Here is a 16,921-nt window from a genome sequence, read left to right as displayed (position 1 = left end):
ACAAGAGCACTTTCAATGCCTGTCATCGACCCGTTTCGCCAAGGCCTCGAACGCGGCTGGATCACCCATGACGCCTCGCGCCTGGGGCAGGACCTCAGCGTGCAAGCCGACATCGCCGTGATAGGCAGCGGCGCCGGCGGCGCCACCAGCGCGCAGATGCTCAGCGCCGCAGGCTTCAAGGTACTGCTGATCGAGGAAGGCCCGCTCAAGACCAGCAGTGACTTCCGCCTGCTAGAGAATGAGGCCTACGCCAGTCTCTACCAGGAAGGCCTGGGCAGGATGAGCAAGGACGGCGCCATCACCATTCTGCAGGGCCGCGCGGTGGGCGGCACCACGCTGGTCAACTGGACCTCCAGCTTTCGCACACCCGCGCCGACCTTGGCCCACTGGGCGACGGCCCACAACGTCAAAGGGCTGGGCGACGACGCACTGCGTCCCTGGTTCGAACGCATCGAGCAAGACCTCGGCATCACCCCTTGGGCGATGCCGGCAAACGCCAACAACGAGGTACTGCGCCGTGGGTGTGAACAGCTCGGCTACCGATGGGCGGTGATCCCACGCAATGTCAGGGGGTGCTGGAATCTTGGCTATTGCGGCATGGGTTGCCCGGTCAACGCCAAGCAATCGATGCTGGTGACGCGCATTCCAGCCCTGCTCGACAAGGGCGGCGAGCTGCTGTACCTGGCCCGGGCCGAACGCTTCGAGCATGACGGCGAACGCATTGCGCAGCTGCGCTGCCAAGGCCTGGACGCGCAAGGCCTACACCCCAACGGGCGCAGCATCACGGTGCGCGCCCGCCACTACATCCTCGCGGGCGGCGGCATCAACAGCCCCGCCCTGCTACTGCGCTCCAAGGCTCCTGACCCCCACGAGCGCCTGGGCAAACGGACCTTCCTGCACCTGGTCAACTTCAGCGCGGCCCGCTTCGACGCACGCATCGACCCCTATTACGGCGCCCCGCAGTCCATCTACAGTGACCACTTCCAATGGCAGGACGGCGTCGATGGCGCGGTCGGCTACAAACTTGAAGTGCCGCCCCTGCACCCGGCGCTGGCCAGCACCCTGCTCGGTGGCGAGGGTGTCGAAAATGCCCAGCGCATGGCCGAGCTGCCGCACACCCACGTCATGCTTGCGCTGTTGCGCGACGGGTTCCATCCCGAAAGCCCAGGCGGCACGGTGGAGCTGCGTGGCGATGGCTCACCGGTGCTCGATTACCCGGTCACCGACTACTTGCGAGACGGCCTGCGCCGTGCCTTTCACAGCATGGCGCAGATCCAGTTCGCCGCGGGCGCCACGCAGGTGACACCCGCGCACAGCGATGCCCGCGCAGCTACCCGCCTGGCGCAGGCCCAACGCATGATCGACGGATTGCGCCTGGAGCCGTTCCATACGCGGTTGGGCAGCGCCCACGTGATGGGCGGCTGCGCAATGGGCGAAGATCCACAGCATGCGGTGTGCGACAGCCTGGGCCGTCACCATCAGCTGGAAAACCTGTCGATTCACGACGGCTCGTTGTTCCCGACCAGCATCGGTGCCAACCCACAACTGTCGGTCTACGCCATCAGCGCGAAGCTCACCGACGCCCTGATAACCCGCCTGGCACACAGTGCATGACAACAAATGCCCCTGCTGTCTATAGTGCCATCAGCCGGCCGCATGACTTGGCCGGGCGCAATCGCTGCGCTACCATCCGACTCCCCAACGCACTCCAGCCAGGATGACGCGATGAACCGAGTGTTGTACCCGGGTACTTTCGACCCTATTACCAAGGGCCATGGCGACCTGGTCGAGCGCGCCTCGCGGCTGTTCGACCACGTGATCATCGCTGTGGCAGCCAGCCCGAAGAAGAACCCGCTGTTCCCGCTGGAGCAACGTGTAGCGCTGGCCCGTGAGGTCACCAGGCACTTGCCCAATGTCGAAGTCATCGGCTTCTCCACCCTGCTTGCGCATTTTGCCAAGGAACAGGGCGCCAACGTCTTCTTGCGGGGGCTGCGGGCGGTGTCCGACTTCGAATACGAGTTCCAGTTGGCGAACATGAATCGGCAACTCGCGCCTGAGGTCGAAAGCCTGTTCCTCACGCCGTCGGAGCGCTATTCGTTCATTTCTTCGACCTTGGTCCGGGAAATCGCTGCGCTGGGAGGCGACATCACCAAATTCGTGCACCCAGTGGTGGCCGAAGCGTTGACTGAACGCTTCAAGAAGTAAGCCTGAGCGCTGATTATCGCGCCCGCGTGCACTGCGGGCGCGAATGCGGCACAATTGTGCCCATTGCGTTGAACATGCCCGGGCGGTGAGCCCCGGCCGGAGTCCCCATGTCCCTGATTATCACCGACGATTGCATCAACTGCGACGTCTGCGAACCCGAGTGCCCGAACGAGGCCATCTCCCAAGGCGAAGAGATCTACGTGATCGACCCGAACCTGTGCACCCAGTGCGTGGGTCATTATGACGAGCCGCAGTGCCAGCAGGTCTGCCCGGTCGACTGCATCCCGCTGGATGAGGCGCACCCGGAAACCGAAGAGCAGTTGATGGCCAAGTACCGCCGGATCACCGGCAAGGCGTGATCGCTGCGCTGCTGCGTATGGCCCACTCGCTGCTAAACCGGCGATTGGGCCATACCATTCACCGCTGGCAACGTGGGCAGTAAACGCTGGCCCGTTGCCCAAGCTTGGCCTCACGCAAGGTAGTGCCGCACAGCTTGCACGGCAGCCCGCCTCGGCCGTAGACGAACAGTTCCTGCTGGAAGTAACCCGGCTGCCCGTCGCCGCCAATGAAGTCGCGCAACGTCGTGCCCCCTTGCTCGATGGCAGCCGCCAGCACGCGCTTGATCTCGATGGCCAGCTTCAGGTAGCGGCTACGGGATATCCCACCCGCCTCACGGCGCGGGTCGATACCGGCGGCGAACAACGCCTCGGTCGCGTAGATATTGCCCACACCCACCACCACCGCGTTATCCATGATGAACGGTTTGACTGCCATCGTCCGCCCGCGGGACAGCTGGAACAGGCGCTCGCCATCGAACAGGTCGGTCAACGGCTCTGGGCCCAGGCGCAGCAGCAACTCATGATTGAGCGGGTCGAGGCTCCAGAGCATGGCGCCGAAACGACGCGGATCGGTGTAGCGCAGCACCAGCCCTGACTCCAGCTCGATGTCGACGTGCTCATGCTTGGCCGCCGGTAGCCCCATCTGCACCAGGCGCAGGTTGCCCGACATGCCCAGATGGCTGATCAAGGTGCCCACCTCGGCGTTGATCAGCAGGTATTTGGCGCGCCGCTCGACGCTGAGAATACGCTGCCCGGACAAACGCACGTCCAGGTCCTCCGGGATTGGCCAGCGCAAACGCCGGTCTCGCACCACCACGCGGCTGACCCGCTGGCCTTCCAGATGCGGCGCGATACCGCGCCGCGTGGTTTCGACTTCGGGTAATTCCGGCATGAATCAGTGCCCGCCCAGCTCGCGAATGGTCTGTTTGAGGTTCTCGAAGTCGTACTCCGACAAACCGATATAGTCCAGTACCAGCGGGCCGACCGCATGCCACTCGTGGTCGACAGGCTGGTTGCCCAACACACGGTAGGACGCGCAGATGTGTTCGGCCATCTTGAGCACCGCCAGCAGGTTCTTCAGCTGGCTCTGGGTGTTGCGCAGCGACTCCTCGCGGAACACGGCCAAGGCATTGTGGTGGTTGGCGATGGCCGCGCTGATGTGCTCCGGCAGCCGCCAGGACTTGGCGGTGAAATAGCCGACCACCGAATGGTTGGTATTGAATGCACGGTTCTCGGTGTCGACCACCCGGGTTTGCGCGTCAGCCTTGGCGTAGGCCTCCTCCAGGACATCCATGTAGCTGGGGAAACGCTTGAGCATCAGCGGGATGCCGCAATCATGGAACAGCCCCAGGGTGTAGGCCTCGTCCGCCGCCTGGATGCCGGTGCGCTTGGCCAGTGTCAGGCAGGTCATGGCCACATCCTGGGCAGTGTCCCAGAAGCGGTTGAGGGTGACGATGGTCTCGTCGCTCATCTCGCCTTTGATCGACTGGGCGTTGATCAGGTTGATGATCGAACGGCTACCCAGCAGGTTCACCGCACGCTGGATCGAACCGATCTTGTTGGACAGCCCGAAGTGCGGCGAGTTGACCAGCTTGAGCAAGGCACCGGACAGGCCCGGATCCTGGGAAATCAGCTTGGCGATGGTTTCCAGGTCCGGGTCGGGCATGTACTGCTCGAACTGCAGGTCGACCATGATCTGCGGTTGCGGCGGGATGGTAATGCCTTGCAAGGCTTGCTGGATCTGTTCGGCGCTGAGTTCTTGGGACATACGTACATACTCTTTGAGGACGAGCGATTCTAACCCTGTAGCTCGCTCGACTTGTAGCGCTTGTGCTGGCGAACAGGCAGGGCACTTTGTCGTGCCCTGCACCGAACCAAGGGCCAACCGGTTATACTCCCGCTCTTTTTTCCCGGAGCGACGTCATGTCCCTGCCCAGCCTTCGCCTCAAAGCCAATGCCGACCGCCGCCTGCGCGCCGGCCACCTGTGGGTCTACAGCAACGAAGTCGATGTCACCGCGACGCCGCTGCAGGGCTTTCAGGCCGGCCAACAGGCAATTCTCGAGGCTGCCAACGGCAAGCCGCTGGGCATCGTGGCGCTGAGCCCGAACAACCTGATCTGCGCCCGCCTGCTGTCGCGCGATGCCAAGCTGCCGCTGGACAAGTCGCTGCTGGTACACCGCCTCAACGTCGCCCTGTCCCTGCGCCAGCGCCTGTTCGACCAGCCGTGCTACCGCCTGGTCTACGGCGATTCTGACCTGCTGCCGGGCCTGGTGGTCGACCGCTTCTTCGACATTCTCGTGGTACAGCTGGCCTCTGCCACCATGGAGCTGCACAAGGACGACGTGATCGCCGCCCTGGTCCAGGTGCTCAAGCCCAGCGGCATTTTGTTCAAGAACGACTCCGCCGCCCGTGACGCCGAAGGCTTGCAGCGTTATGTCGAAACCGTCTACGGCGAAGTGCCGGACTGGGTCCCGCTGGAAGAAAACGGCGTGAAGTTCGAAGCGCCGGTACGCGAAGGCCAGAAGACCGGCTGGTTCTATGACCACCGCATGAACCGCGCACGCCTGGCGCCCTACGTCAAAGGCAAGCGTGTGCTCGACCTGTTCAGCTACATCGGTGGCTGGGGCGTGCAGGCCGGCGCATTCGGTGCCAGCGAAGTGTTCTGTGTGGATGCCTCAGGCTTTGCCCTGGATGGCGTGGAACGTAATGCCGCGCTCAATGGCATCAGCGAAAAACTGACCTGCATCGAAGGCGATGTATTCGAGGCACTGCGCGAGCTGAAGGCCGCAGAAGAGCGCTTCGACGTGATCATTGCCGACCCACCCGCGTTCATCAAGCGCAAGAAAGACCTGAAAAACGGCGAAGCCGCTTACCGCCGCCTCAACGAACAGGCCATGCGCATGCTGACCAAGGATGGCATCCTGGTCAGCGCCTCGTGCTCGATGCACTTGCCCGAGGACGACCTGAACAACATCCTGCTGACCAGCGCCCGCCACTTGGACCGCAACCTGCAACTGCTCGAGCGCGGCGGCCAAGGCCCGGACCACCCGGTTCACCCGGCCATCTCTGAAACCCGCTACATCAAGAGCATTACCTGCCGGCTGCTGCCCAACAGCTGATTCACGCCCAGGGGGCCGCGTTGCCGCCCCCTGGGTGCCTCAGATGCCGAGCACGTAAGAAGCGATACCGAAGTACACCAGTACCCCTGCCGCATCGGCGATCGAAGTCACCAGCGGCCCGCTGGCAGTGGCCGGGTCAAGCTTGAGCCTGGTGAACATGAAGGGCAGGCTCATGCCAATCAGGCTGCCTAGCAGGACGATCACCAGCATGCTGCTGGCAACGATCAAGGCGACCTCCGTCCCACCGCGCAGCGCCCCCAGCGATGCCACCGCCACCGCCATGGTGCCGCCCAGCGCCAGCGCCACCGCGCATTCACGTGCCAGCATGCGCAACCAGTCGCGCATCACCACCTCGCCCGTTGCCAGGCCACGCACCATCAATGTCGCCGATTGCGCGCCCGCGTTGCCACCGCTGTCCACCAACAGGGGCAGGAAGAACACCAGGACGATATGCGCGGCGATGGTTTCCTCGAATGCCGCGATCCCTGCCCCCGAAAACAGATTGCCAAACACCAGCAGCACCAGCCACAGCACCCGCTTGCGGTACAGCAGGCTGACAGTGGCGTCCCTGAGGTTGCCCACGTGGTTGGTGATGGATGCGCCCTTGTGGAAGTCTTCGGTAGCCTCTTCGACAACCACATCGAGTGCGTCATCGCAGGTCACCAGGCCCACCAGCCGGCCGGCCTGATCCAGCACCGGCAGCGCCAGCAGGTCGTGCTCGCGGATCAACCGCGCCACTTCCTCCTGACGGGTCGAGGTGAATACGTAGATGACCTTGCGCACCATGAGCTGCTCGATCGGCTGTTCAGGCGCGGCAAGGATCAGCTCGCGCAGGGAAAGCGTACCCAGCAGGTTGCGGCTCTCGTCGAGCACATAGGACTGATAGATGGTTTCGGCATCTGCAGCCTCACGGCGCAGCATGTCGATCGCCTGGCTGGCAGTGAGGCCGGCATCCAGGCACGAATACTCGCTGGTCATCAGGTAGCCGGCAGTGCCTTCGGCGTAGCCTTCAGGATGAAGCAGGCCATCACGCCGCGCCTGGGCAGCCTGACGCAGGTCGAGCGGGGAAACGACGAAATCGGACGGGTGTTGCATGAGATTCTCCAGGCGCCGACACAGGCACCCGCGAACCTCAGCCTGATCGACTCAAGCCTTCGCAAGCCCTGACGACGGCGCGCTCAGCGCCAATTTGCAGGTTCTGTAAGAACTGAAACTGGGAAGGTCCATTGAGGTAGTGTCTCGTGAAGCCGCACATGCGGCGCGGCGGATCATAAGCAGCCAGGACGTACCTGTCAGCAGCGCATCGGGCTTTTCGGATGGGTCCTACAAAGTGCCGGTCACACTTCCCGAACCACCGCCCAGACACATCGCCATTCCCTCACCGCGCCAGCGGTGTAGAATCGGGCTATTCATCGCCAGTCATCCCCGGCGGGTTTATGAGCTCTGGTCGAGCACGCGGCGATCCCGTAGTGTCTTCGGCCCCATCCGTGCCAGTGGCAACCGGCCTGAGGCGCATAGGAAAAGAGAAGCTCACTCCCCTTTTTGTGACCTGATTAAGCCGCCAGGAGTGCTTCATGCCTGATTATCGTTCCAAGACTTCCACCCAAGGCCGCAACATGGCCGGCGCCCGTGCCCTGTGGCGCGCCACCGGGATGAAGGACGAAGACTTCAAGAAACCGATCATCGCCATCGCCAACTCGTTCACCCAGTTCGTCCCGGGCCACGTGCACCTGAAGGACCTGGGCCAGCTGGTCGCCCGCGAAATCGAACGCGCCGGTGGCGTGGCCAAGGAATTCAACACGATCGCGGTCGATGACGGCATCGCCATGGGCCACGACGGCATGCTGTACTCGCTGCCAAGCCGCGAGATCATTGCCGACGCCGTGGAATACATGGTCAACGCCCACTGCGCCGACGCCATCGTGTGCATCTCCAACTGCGACAAGATCACCCCCGGCATGCTGATGGCGGCCCTGCGCCTGAACATCCCGGTGATCTTCGTTTCCGGTGGCCCGATGGAAGCCGGCAAGACCAAACTGGCCAGCCACGGCCTGGACCTGGTCGACGCCATGGTCATCGCCGCGGACTCCACGGCGTCCGACGAAAAAGTCGCCGAATACGAGCGCAGCGCCTGCCCGACATGCGGTTCGTGCTCCGGCATGTTCACCGCCAACTCGATGAACTGCCTGACCGAGGCCCTGGGCCTGGCCCTGCCGGGCAACGGCTCGACCCTGGCCACCCACGCCGACCGTGAGCAGTTGTTCCTCACTGCCGGGCGCACCATCGTCGAGCTGTGCAAGCGCTACTACGGCGAGAACGACGAGTCGGTCCTGCCGCGCAGCATCGCCAACTTCAAGGCGTTCGAAAACGCCATGATGCTCGACATCGCCATGGGCGGCTCGACCAACACCATCCTGCACCTGCTGGCCGCAGCCCAGGAAGGTGAAGTGGCGTTCGACCTGCGCGACATCGACCGCCTGTCGCGCAAAGTGCCGCAGCTGTGCAAAGTGGCGCCGAACATCCAGAAGTACCACATGGAAGACGTGCACCGCGCCGGCGGCATCTTCAGCATCCTCGGTTCGCTGGCCCGTGGCGGCCTGCTGCACACTGACCTGCCGACGGTTCACAGCCGCAGCATGGAAGAAGCCATCGCCAAGTGGGATATCACCCAAACCGACGATGAAGCGGTGCACACCTTCTTCAAAGCCGGCCCGGCGGGTATCCCGACCCAGACGGCCTTCAGCCAGTCGACCCGTTGGGAAACCCTGGACGACGACCGTGAAAACGGCTGCATTCGCAGCTTCGAACACGCTTACTCACAGGAAGGCGGCCTGGCCGTGCTGTACGGCAACATCGCCCTGGACGGCTGCGTGGTGAAAACCGCAGGTGTCGATGAGTCGATCCATGTGTTCGAAGGCAACGCCAAGATCTTCGAAAGCCAGGACAGCGCCGTGCGCGGCATCCTCGCCGACGAAGTGAAGGCCGGTGACATCGTCATCATCCGCTATGAAGGCCCGAAAGGCGGCCCGGGCATGCAAGAAATGCTCTACCCGACTTCGTACCTGAAATCCAAAGGCCTGGGTAAAGCCTGTGCGTTGCTCACCGATGGCCGGTTCTCGGGTGGTACCTCGGGCCTGTCGATCGGCCACGCCTCGCCCGAGGCTGCTGCTGGCGGCGCGATCGGCCTGGTGCGTGACGGCGACAAGGTTTTGATCGACATCCCCAACCGTTCGATCAACCTGCAGGTCAGCGATGAAGAGCTGGCTGCGCGCCGCGTGGAGCAGGACAAGAAAGGCTGGAAACCGGCCGAAGTGCGCCCACGCAAGGTGACCACCGCGCTGAAGGCCTACGCCCTGCTGGCGACCAGTGCCGACAAGGGTGCGGTGCGCAACAAGGCGATGCTGGAAGGGCTGTGAGGCCCTGAGCGCTGATACGAGTCAGTCAAGCGATTTGGGGCCGCTCTGCGGCCCATCGCTGGCAAGCCAGCGCCCACAGGTATGGGGCGCTGGCCTGCCAGCGAGGCGTTGCACAGCCCCAATGGCCTACTGAATCTGCTCCGGGGTGACCACCACCCAGTTCTTGTCTGCTGTCACCGGCAACCCCGCCTTGGCCTGGGCCGCCGCGTTTTTGGCGATCATCCCGTTCAACTGGTCCATGTACTTGGCCTTGCGGTTTATCCACAGGTGGATGCCGCCCTTGCCAACGTCCACGCCATGAAACTGCATGTAGCCATCACTGGTCGGGGTATCACCCCCCACCAGCACCGGCTTCTTCCACTCATCGATGTAGGTGAGGATCGCCGCTTGCTTGCCCGCCATCCATGTCGCCGGCGTCCATAGGTAGGGGATCAGTTCCAGGCCAGCGTTGGCCGTCGCATCGTACTTGCCTTCACTGATCTGCTTGCGTGCGGTGGTCAAGTGGCCGTTGGTACGGTCCTTGAGCAGCAGGCTGACGCCTATGACGTTCTGCGGTTTCACGTTGTAGCCATACTTGGGGTCGGACGCCACCATGCGTACCAGCTCTTCGGAGGCGGCCGAAATGACATACACCTCGATGCCATTTTCCATCAGTTTGTTGTAAAGCTCGGCCTGGCCGGTGAAGACCTTGGGTGGTTGCACCTCGATGGCTTTTACCTGGTCCCCGTCAAAGTAGGTGCTGGGGATAGATTTGGCAGACGCCATCAGCTCATCGACCTGCACTTTCAGCTCTTTCAGTGTAAAGCCCGAGAACACCTGAGCCACCCACGGGTAGCAGACCATGTCGTCGATTTCGCACAGGCGGTAGTAATAACTGAACAGGCTTTCCTTGTGCTGTGCGGTGTCTTTGAACGGGATCAGCTTGAGTGAAGGGTCGAGCTTTTCACGGCTCAGCAGGCCCTTGTTCTCCATGAATGGCAGCAAGGCTTCTTCAAGGTCGTAGCGGTAGCTGGTGTTGTCCATGTCGAACACCGCGTAGTTACCCTGGTTGGCATTGGCGGCGATCATCGCGTCGAGCTGCTTGGCCGCCTCGGCTGGCCAATGCTTGAGCTCGGTGGCTCCGCTTTCGATACTGAACAGCAGGGACAAACCGATGGCCAAGGCTTTCGGAGCAAACTTCATATATCAATCTCCTGAAGTGACCGGGAAAAACTAGACCAACAATCCACCCGTGCCCCCTTTCACTACGACGTTCACACAATGGTAAACGTCGTGTTCATTGCTATTAGCGACAGCCTGTTATTCCATAAACGACTAATCCAATTACTTTTGGGTATAAATTCGTTTGTTTTCAGGCTGTTAGCATTTCCGTTCGCAATCGCTCACAGAGGCGATGCCTCTTCTGCTTTTTCCTGGAGCTTCAATGAACCTGCCGCTGTCTCTCAACCTGCTGGTGTTCCTGGCCTTGCTGCTGGGCCTGGCGCAAACTCGCCACACTGACTGGAGCCTGGCCAAGAAAGTCCTGCTGGGCCTGGCACTGGGCGTAGGTTTCGGCTTGGTGCTGCACACGATCTACGGTGCAGGCCACCCGGTCCTCAAAGCCACCATCGGCTGGCTCGACCTGGTCGGCAACGGCTACGTCGGCTTGCTGCAGATGATCGTCATGCCGCTGATCTTCGCCTCGATCCTCAGCGCCGTGGCCCGCCTGCACAATGCCTCTTCACTGGGCCGCATCAGCGTGCTGAGCATCGGCACCCTGCTGCTGACCACCGCCATCGCTGCGCTGATCGGCATCGTCCTGACCAACCTGTTCGGCCTGAGCGCCGAAGGCCTGGTCGCCGGTGCCCAGGAAAGTGCACGCATGCACGTTATCCACAGCGATTACGCGGGCAAGGTCGCCGACCTCAACATCCCGCAATTGCTGCTGTCGTTCATCCCCAGCAACCCGGTAGGCGACCTGGCGCGGGCCAAACCGACCTCGATCATCAGCGTGGTGATCTTCGCCGTGTTCGTCGGGCTGGCCGCGTTGCAGCTGATCAAGGACGATGCCGAAAAGGGCCAGCGGGCCTTGTCGGCCATCGACACCCTGCAAGCCTGGGTGATGCGCCTGGTGCGCGTGGTGATGAAGCTCACCCCCTATGGCGTGCTGGCGCTGATGACCAAGGTCGTGGCCAGCTCCAACCTGGATGACATCCTCAAACTGGGCAGCTTCGTGGTGGTGTCGTACATCGGCCTGGGCCTGATGTTCGTGGTGCACGGCATCATCCTCGCCGCCACCGGCGTCAGCCCGCTGCGCTTCTTCCGCAAGGTCTGGCCAGTGCTGACCTTCGCCTTCACCAGCCGCTCCAGCGCCGCCAGCATCCCGCTGAACATCGAAGCGCAAACCCGCCGCCTGGGCGTGCCGCAGTCGATCGCCAGCTTCAGCGCATCGTTCGGCACCACCATCGGCCAGAACGGCTGCGCCGGCCTGTACCCGGCCATGTTGGCGGTAATGGTAGCCCCGGCCGTAGGCATCGATACGTTCGACCCGCTGTGGGTCGCGACCCTGGTGGCGATCGTCACCCTGAGCTCGGCGGGCGTTGCGGGTGTGGGCGGTGGTGCGACCTTCGCGGCGCTGATCGTACTGCCGGCCATGGGCCTGCCAGTGGAACTGGTGGCGCTGCTGATTTCAGTCGAGCCGCTGATCGACATGGGCCGCACGGCGCTGAACGTGAACGGGTCGATGACGGCGGGCGTGGTGACCAGCCAACTGCTCAAAGAAACCGACAAGGATGTGCTGGCCGGCGATGAGCACGCCGAGCTGAGCCACTCCTGAAATGAAGGGGGGCCGCTGCTGCAGCCCCCCTTTCAACCACGCTTGTGCCACACCTCGAAGTGATAAGCAGGCTTGTCCGGTTCGGCCTGCGGCTCACTCGAAGCCAGCCGCCATTGCCCCTTGTCGAACTCAGGGAACCAGGCATCGCCTTGCGGCTCCAGTTCCACCCGGGTCAGGTACATGCGGCTGACCAGGCCTTTGTCCAACGCCTGGGTATACAACTGCGCGCCGCCGATCAGCATCAGCTCATCGACGCCTTGCTCACGCGCCCATTGTTCGGCGCGCAGCAGCGCATCTTCCAGCGAGGCGAACACTTCGGCGCCGGCCAGCACCAGGCCCGGCTGGCGGCTGACCACCAGGTTCAGGCGCCCTGGCAACGGCCGGCCGAGCGAATCCCAGGTCTTGCGGCCCATGATGATCGGCTTGCCCAAGGTGGTGGCCTTGAAGTACTTGAAGTCCCCCGGCAAGTGCCAGGGCATGGAGTTGTCGATGCCGATCACGCGGTTCTCGGCGAGCGCCGCAATCAGGCTGAGAGGGAGTGAGGTAGTCATGCCGGCGAGGATAGCAAACCCGCAGTGGGTTATGCTTGCGCCCTGAACCGTGCAATGGAAGACCTTGTGACTGGACCGACTCCACTGGACAAGCGCTGGCTCACCGAAGCGATACGCCTGCGCGAGGAACACGCCGGCCCCCTGGAAGACCAGGAAGCCAACCGCCACGCCCGCCAGCACGGGGGCGACCTGGCCGCGCGCATCGAAGCACGCGCAATGTTCCTGGCGGAACGCGATGGCATCAGCACCGCCTTGCAGCGCTGGAAGCAAGGCGCACGCCTGGCGCTGCTGGCGTTGACGCTGCTGGCCGTCGTCAGTGGCGCCGGCATGGCCTTTGCCGCCTTGGGCGACGGGCAACGCCCGGTCAACGTCTTCTGGGCCCTGGGCAGTCTGCTCGGGCTGAACCTGCTGATGCTGCTGGGATGGGCTGCAGGCCTGGTGCTGAGCGGCGAACACGGCGCCAACCTCGGGCGGCTGTGGTTGTGGCTGAGCGAACGCTTCGCCCGCGATGCCAAGGCCGCGCACCTGGCCCCGGCGCTGCTGGTGCTGCTGCAACGCCAGCGCCTGAACCGCTGGCTGCTTGGCCTGCTGGTCCACAGCTTGTGGGCGCTGGCCATGCTCAGCGCGCTGGCGCTGTTGCTGGCACTGCTCGCCACCCGGCGCTATGGCTTCGTCTGGGAGACCACGCTGCTCGCTGCCGACCCCTTCGTCAACCTGACCCAGGCCCTCGGCGCCCTGCCCTCGCTGCTCGGCTTCGCCGTGCCGGACGAGAGCATGATCCGCCTCAGCGGCGACACCCTGCCCGCCCTCGACATCGCCCGCCAGGCGTGGGCCAGCTGGCTGCTCGGCGTGGTGCTGGTGTATGGCCTGCTGCCCCGTGTGCTGTTGGCCGGGCTGTGCCTGTGGCGCTGGCGCCAGGGCCGCCAACGCCTGGCCCTGGACCTCAGCCTGCCAGGCTATGCGCAACTGCGTGAAGCGTTGATGCCGCGCAGCGAACGTATCGGCGTGCAAGATACGGCGCCCCACTCCCTGCCCCAATTCCAGGCTGGCCAATTGGATTCCGGCAGCAGCGGCGCCCTGTTGGTCGGGCTGGAACTGGACGACCAGCGCCCGTGGCCCCCCGCCCTGAGCAAGGGCGTGACCGACGCGGGTGTGCTCGACAGCCGCGAGTCGCGCAACCGCCTGCTCGAACAGCTCAGCCGCTTCCCCCCGGCGCGCCTGGCGATCGCCTGCGACCCGCGCCGTTCGCCGGACCGTGGCAGCCTCGCGCTGCTGGCCGAACTGGCACGCAATGCCGGCGCCACGCGCATCTGGTTGCTGCAGGCGGCACCCGGCCAGGCCCTGGACGCCGAGCGCCTGGGCGACTGGCACGAAGCACTGGAGCGCCTCGGCCTGCCTCACGCTGACACCTCACCGCTGACCTGGCTGGAGCATGGCCATGACTGAGCCGCTGAAACTGGCCGTGGTCGGCCACACCAATGTCGGCAAGACCTCGTTGCTGCGCACGCTTACCCGCGATGTAGGCTTCGGCGAGGTGTCCCATCGCCCAAGCACTACCCGCCACGTCGAAGGCGCACGCCTGTCGGTGGACGGCCAAGCGCTGCTCGAACTCTACGACACCCCGGGCCTGGAAGATGCCATCGCCCTGCTCGATTACCTGGAGCGCCTGGAGCGCCCGGGCGAGCGCCTCGACGGCCCGGCACGCCTGGAGCGCTTTCTGCAAGGCAGCGAGGCGCGCCAGCGCTTCGAGCAGGAGGCCAAGGTGCTGCGCCAGTTGCTGGCCAGCAACGCCGGCCTGTATGTGATCGACGCCCGCGAGCCGGTGCTGGCCAAATACCGCGATGAACTGGAAGTACTGGCCAGTTGCGGCAAACCGCTGTTGCCGGTGCTCAACTTCGTCGCCAGCAGCCAGCATCGTGAACCCGAATGGCGTGATGCCCTGGCCCGCCTGGGCCTGCATGCGCTGGTGCGGTTCGACAGCGTGGCGCCCCCGGAAGACGGCGAACGTCGCCTTTACGAAAGCCTGGCCTTGCTGCTGGAGGACGCCCGCCCGGCGCTGCAGCGGTTGATCGACGACCAACAGGCGCAGCGCCTCGCTCGCCAGCAAAGCGGCAAGCGGCTGATCGCGGAGTTGCTGCTGGACTGCGCTGCTTGCCGGCGCAGCGTTGCAGCCGAACCGGCAGCCGAGGCCAAGGCTATCGAAGCGCTGCGCCAGGACGTACGCCAACGTGAGCAGCGTTGCGTAGAGGCGTTGCTCAAGCTCTATGCGTTCCGCCGCGAGGATGCCAATGCCGGGGACCTGCCGTTGCTGGATGGGCGCTGGGGCGATGACTTGTTCAACCCCGAAACGCTGAAGTTACTCGGCGTGCGCCTGGGCAGCGGCGTGGCGGCGGGCGCCGCGGCCGGTGCAGGCGTTGATTTGCTGGTCGGTGGTATCACGCTAGGTGCTGCAGCACTGGCCGGCGCCATTGCCGGGGGCGCGCTGCAGACTGCGCGCAATTATGGCGCTAGATTGCTGGGGAAGTTGAAGGGCCAGCGCGAACTGACCGTGGACGATACCGTGCTGCGCTTGCTGGCGTTGCGTCAGCAGCAGCTGATGGTTGCGCTGGACAGCCGCGGGCATGCGGCGCAGAACAGCATTCGCCTCGGTGAGCTGGATGAAAAGGCCTGGCGCGAAGGCAAGCTGCCCGAGGCCTTGAGCAAGGCCAGGGCACATCCGCAGTGGTCCACGCTCAACCCTGGGGCGCGGGTGAATCAGCCTGAGCGGCAGGAGCAGCTGGAGGCGCTGGTTTTGCAGATTTGAGGGTGCCTGGCAGGCCCTATTCGCAGGCTTGCCCCGTAGAGAGGCCCGCTCAGGCAGCATCCTTTTGAAGCAACGCCAACGCCTTGCGTTTCAATGCCGCCAGATCAACCACTGGCACGCCAACCTCCTTGGCCCGCTCATCCCACTCCCGCATGCGCAAACTCACGCTGAACAGCGGATCCCGCTCAAAGGCATCCGCCTGCGCTTCAGTCATCACGCCCCCCTGATACTCAAGCGTCCGCCGACTGGCCTCGCTCAGCAGTGTGTAATAACCCGGCTTGCGCAGCGTCAGATACCGTTTGGCCTCGACGTGATACTCCACCAGCCGCGCCATGCGCTCGCCAAAACCGCAACGGCGCAGGTACTCAGCGCCGATACGCTCGTGGCTGACCACGCCATAACCGCCCATGTCGCCTTCACCGCCACACAGGTGGCCAATATCGTGGAAGAACGCGGCCAGCACCACGTCGTCGTCGAAGCCTTCGGCCATGGCCAATTGCGCAGCCTGGGACATGTGCTCCAGCTGGGTGATGGCTTCGCCGATGTAGTCGTCGCTGCCGTGGCGGTCATACAGGGCAAACGTGTTGTCGATAATCTGGACTGGCGTGGTCATCCAATGGCTTCCTCGGGTTACTGCTGCGCTACTTTCTCCGACTTGCCATCATAGCGCTTGCGCCACTCGGCCAGGATCTGGTCACGGTTCTTCGAGGCCCAGGCAAAGTCGTTCTTGATCAGGCGCTGTTCATAGTCGGCCGGGAGTTCGGTCTGCGGTTTGGCAATGCCTGGTGCAGCGAGCACGGCGAAGTTCTCCTTGTACAGCTCCATCGCCGCCGGGCTTGCCGAGAAGTCGGCCAGACGCTTGGCGGCTTCAACCTTTGGCGAGCCCTTGATCAGCGCGGTCGCCTCGATTTCCCAGCCTAGCCCTTCTTTCGGCAGGACGATGTCCAGAGGTGCGCCCTGGCGCTTGAGCTGCACGGCCGGGTATTCGAACGATATACCGATCGGGAACTCGCCCGCCGCTGCCAGCTTGCACGGCTTGGAGCCGGAATGGACGTACTGGCCGATGTTCTGGTGCAGCGCGTCCATGTAAGCCCAGCCTTGCGGCTCGCCAAAGGTCTGCAGCCACGCGCTCACATCCAGGAAGCCGGTACCGGACGACGCCGGGTTCGGCATCACGATCTTGCCCTTGTACTCCGGCTTGGTCAGGTCCTGCCAGCTCACCGGCTTGCTCAGGCCCTGCTTCTGAGCCTCGATGGTGTTGAAGCAGATCGTCGCGGCCCAGACGTCCATGCCGACCCAGGCTGGCGGGTTGGCCGCGTCACGGTAGTTCGCGGAGATCGTGCCCAGATCTTTCGGTGCATAGGCTTCGAGCATGCCGTTCTGGTCGAGGATGGCCAGGCTGGAAGCCGCCAGCCCCCACACCGCATCGGCCTGCGGGCGGTCTTTCTCGGCCAGCAGCTTGGCGGTGATGATGCCGGTGGAGTCACGCACCCACTTGATCTCGATGTCCGGGTTGGCCTTTTCGAAGGCCTGCTTGTAGCTCCTGAGCTGCTCGGCTTCCAGGGCGGTGTAGACGGTCAGCTGCGTGCTGGCGGCCGAGGCCTGCAGGCTGAATACAGCGGATACGGCAGCGGCAAGTGCAAGGGGCTTGAACATGATGCGGTTCCTATCAG

At 63.8% G+C, this 16,921-nt stretch carries 15 protein-coding genes; 8 read left to right on the top strand and 7 right to left on the bottom strand.

The window, feature by feature from the left end; genetic code table 11:
- Positions 1 to 15 precede the first annotated feature (15 nt).
- The 3 genes from ACIPZC_RS02055 to ACIPZC_RS02045 all read left to right on the top strand — a co-directional run bounded on the left by ACIPZC_RS02055 (position 16) and on the right by ACIPZC_RS02045 (position 2,564).
- Complete coding sequence (locus ACIPZC_RS02055) at positions 16 to 1,614, top strand: GMC family oxidoreductase N-terminal domain-containing protein (protein ID WP_400624523.1); 1,599 nt, start codon at positions 16 to 18, stop codon at positions 1,612 to 1,614.
- A gap of 111 nt (positions 1,615 to 1,725) precedes the next feature.
- Complete coding sequence (gene coaD / locus ACIPZC_RS02050; RefSeq protein WP_039601221.1) at positions 1,726 to 2,205, top strand: pantetheine-phosphate adenylyltransferase; 480 nt, start codon at positions 1,726 to 1,728, stop codon at positions 2,203 to 2,205.
- Positions 2,206 to 2,312: 107 nt separating this feature from the next.
- Positions 2,313 to 2,564, top strand: coding sequence for a YfhL family 4Fe-4S dicluster ferredoxin (locus ACIPZC_RS02045; protein ID WP_009683359.1), 252 nt, complete (start codon positions 2,313 to 2,315; stop codon positions 2,562 to 2,564).
- A 58-nt stretch (positions 2,565 to 2,622) separates the two neighbouring features.
- Here ACIPZC_RS02045 and mutM read toward each other — a convergent pair whose 3' ends face one another.
- Both mutM and ACIPZC_RS02035 read right to left on the bottom strand, forming a co-directional pair.
- Positions 2,623 to 3,435 (bottom strand): bifunctional DNA-formamidopyrimidine glycosylase/DNA-(apurinic or apyrimidinic site) lyase, encoded by an 813-nt coding sequence (gene mutM / locus ACIPZC_RS02040; RefSeq protein ID WP_241805067.1) that lies wholly within the window; start codon positions 3,433 to 3,435, stop codon positions 2,623 to 2,625.
- A 3-nt stretch (positions 3,436 to 3,438) separates the two neighbouring features.
- Positions 3,439 to 4,257 (bottom strand): HDOD domain-containing protein, encoded by an 819-nt coding sequence (locus ACIPZC_RS02035; protein WP_241805187.1) that lies wholly within the window; start codon positions 4,255 to 4,257, stop codon positions 3,439 to 3,441.
- Between the two features lie 209 nt (positions 4,258 to 4,466).
- Here ACIPZC_RS02035 and ACIPZC_RS02030 point away from each other — a divergent pair, with 209 nt between their 5' ends.
- Positions 4,467 to 5,663: a class I SAM-dependent rRNA methyltransferase gene (locus tag ACIPZC_RS02030; RefSeq protein ID WP_400624520.1), complete on the top strand. Its 1,197-nt coding sequence runs from the start codon at positions 4,467 to 4,469 to the stop codon at positions 5,661 to 5,663.
- 39 nt (positions 5,664 to 5,702) lie between these two features.
- Here the strand turns inward: ACIPZC_RS02030 and mgtE are convergent, their stop codons facing one another.
- Complete coding sequence (gene mgtE / locus ACIPZC_RS02025; protein ID WP_400624518.1) at positions 5,703 to 6,758, bottom strand: magnesium transporter; 1,056 nt, start codon at positions 6,756 to 6,758, stop codon at positions 5,703 to 5,705.
- Positions 6,759 to 7,237: 479 nt separating this feature from the next.
- Between mgtE and ilvD the strand changes: the two genes are divergently transcribed.
- Positions 7,238 to 9,079, top strand: coding sequence for a dihydroxy-acid dehydratase (gene ilvD / locus ACIPZC_RS02020; RefSeq protein ID WP_016393334.1), 1,842 nt, complete (start codon positions 7,238 to 7,240; stop codon positions 9,077 to 9,079).
- Positions 9,080 to 9,205: 126 nt separating this feature from the next.
- Here ilvD and ACIPZC_RS02015 read toward each other — a convergent pair whose 3' ends face one another.
- Complete coding sequence (locus ACIPZC_RS02015; protein WP_400624515.1) at positions 9,206 to 10,261, bottom strand: haloacid dehalogenase-like hydrolase; 1,056 nt, start codon at positions 10,259 to 10,261, stop codon at positions 9,206 to 9,208.
- Between the two features lie 241 nt (positions 10,262 to 10,502).
- Here ACIPZC_RS02015 and ACIPZC_RS02010 point away from each other — a divergent pair, with 241 nt between their 5' ends.
- Positions 10,503 to 11,894 (top strand): L-cystine transporter, encoded by a 1,392-nt coding sequence (locus ACIPZC_RS02010; protein WP_241805064.1) that lies wholly within the window; start codon positions 10,503 to 10,505, stop codon positions 11,892 to 11,894.
- Positions 11,895 to 11,926: 32 nt separating this feature from the next.
- Here ACIPZC_RS02010 and ACIPZC_RS02005 read toward each other — a convergent pair whose 3' ends face one another.
- Entirely contained in the window at positions 11,927 to 12,445 is a 519-nt protein-coding gene (locus ACIPZC_RS02005; RefSeq protein ID WP_267820274.1) for a dihydrofolate reductase, read from the bottom strand.
- Between the two features lie 54 nt (positions 12,446 to 12,499).
- Here ACIPZC_RS02005 and ACIPZC_RS02000 point away from each other — a divergent pair, with 54 nt between their 5' ends.
- Positions 12,500 to 13,891, top strand: coding sequence for a DUF2868 domain-containing protein (locus ACIPZC_RS02000; protein ID WP_241805062.1), 1,392 nt, complete (start codon positions 12,500 to 12,502; stop codon positions 13,889 to 13,891).
- Entirely contained in the window at positions 13,884 to 15,248 is a 1,365-nt protein-coding gene (locus ACIPZC_RS01995) for a GTPase/DUF3482 domain-containing protein (RefSeq protein WP_349975925.1), read from the top strand. Before ACIPZC_RS02000 ends, ACIPZC_RS01995 begins: the two co-directional genes overlap by 8 nt.
- A 49-nt stretch (positions 15,249 to 15,297) precedes the next feature.
- Here the strand turns inward: ACIPZC_RS01995 and ACIPZC_RS01990 are convergent, their stop codons facing one another.
- Both ACIPZC_RS01990 and ACIPZC_RS01985 read right to left on the bottom strand, forming a co-directional pair.
- Positions 15,298 to 15,861 carry a phosphonate degradation HD-domain oxygenase gene (locus ACIPZC_RS01990; RefSeq protein WP_400624512.1) on the bottom strand — a complete coding sequence of 188 codons (564 nt, stop codon included), beginning with the start codon at positions 15,859 to 15,861 and terminating at the stop codon, positions 15,298 to 15,300.
- A 17-nt stretch (positions 15,862 to 15,878) separates the two neighbouring features.
- Positions 15,879 to 16,904: a putative 2-aminoethylphosphonate ABC transporter substrate-binding protein gene (locus ACIPZC_RS01985; protein WP_241805059.1), complete on the bottom strand. Its 1,026-nt coding sequence runs from the start codon at positions 16,902 to 16,904 to the stop codon at positions 15,879 to 15,881.
- Positions 16,905 to 16,921: the final 17 nt, after the last annotated feature.

Origin of the sequence: Pseudomonas sp. NPDC089743, from assembly GCF_044748785.1 — a bacterium.
In the GTDB taxonomy this organism is placed as follows: domain Bacteria; phylum Pseudomonadota; class Gammaproteobacteria; order Pseudomonadales; family Pseudomonadaceae; genus Aquipseudomonas; species Aquipseudomonas putida_X.
The sequence above is the reverse complement of the archived record's forward strand: the minus strand, read 5'-3'. Positions and strand labels throughout refer to the sequence as shown.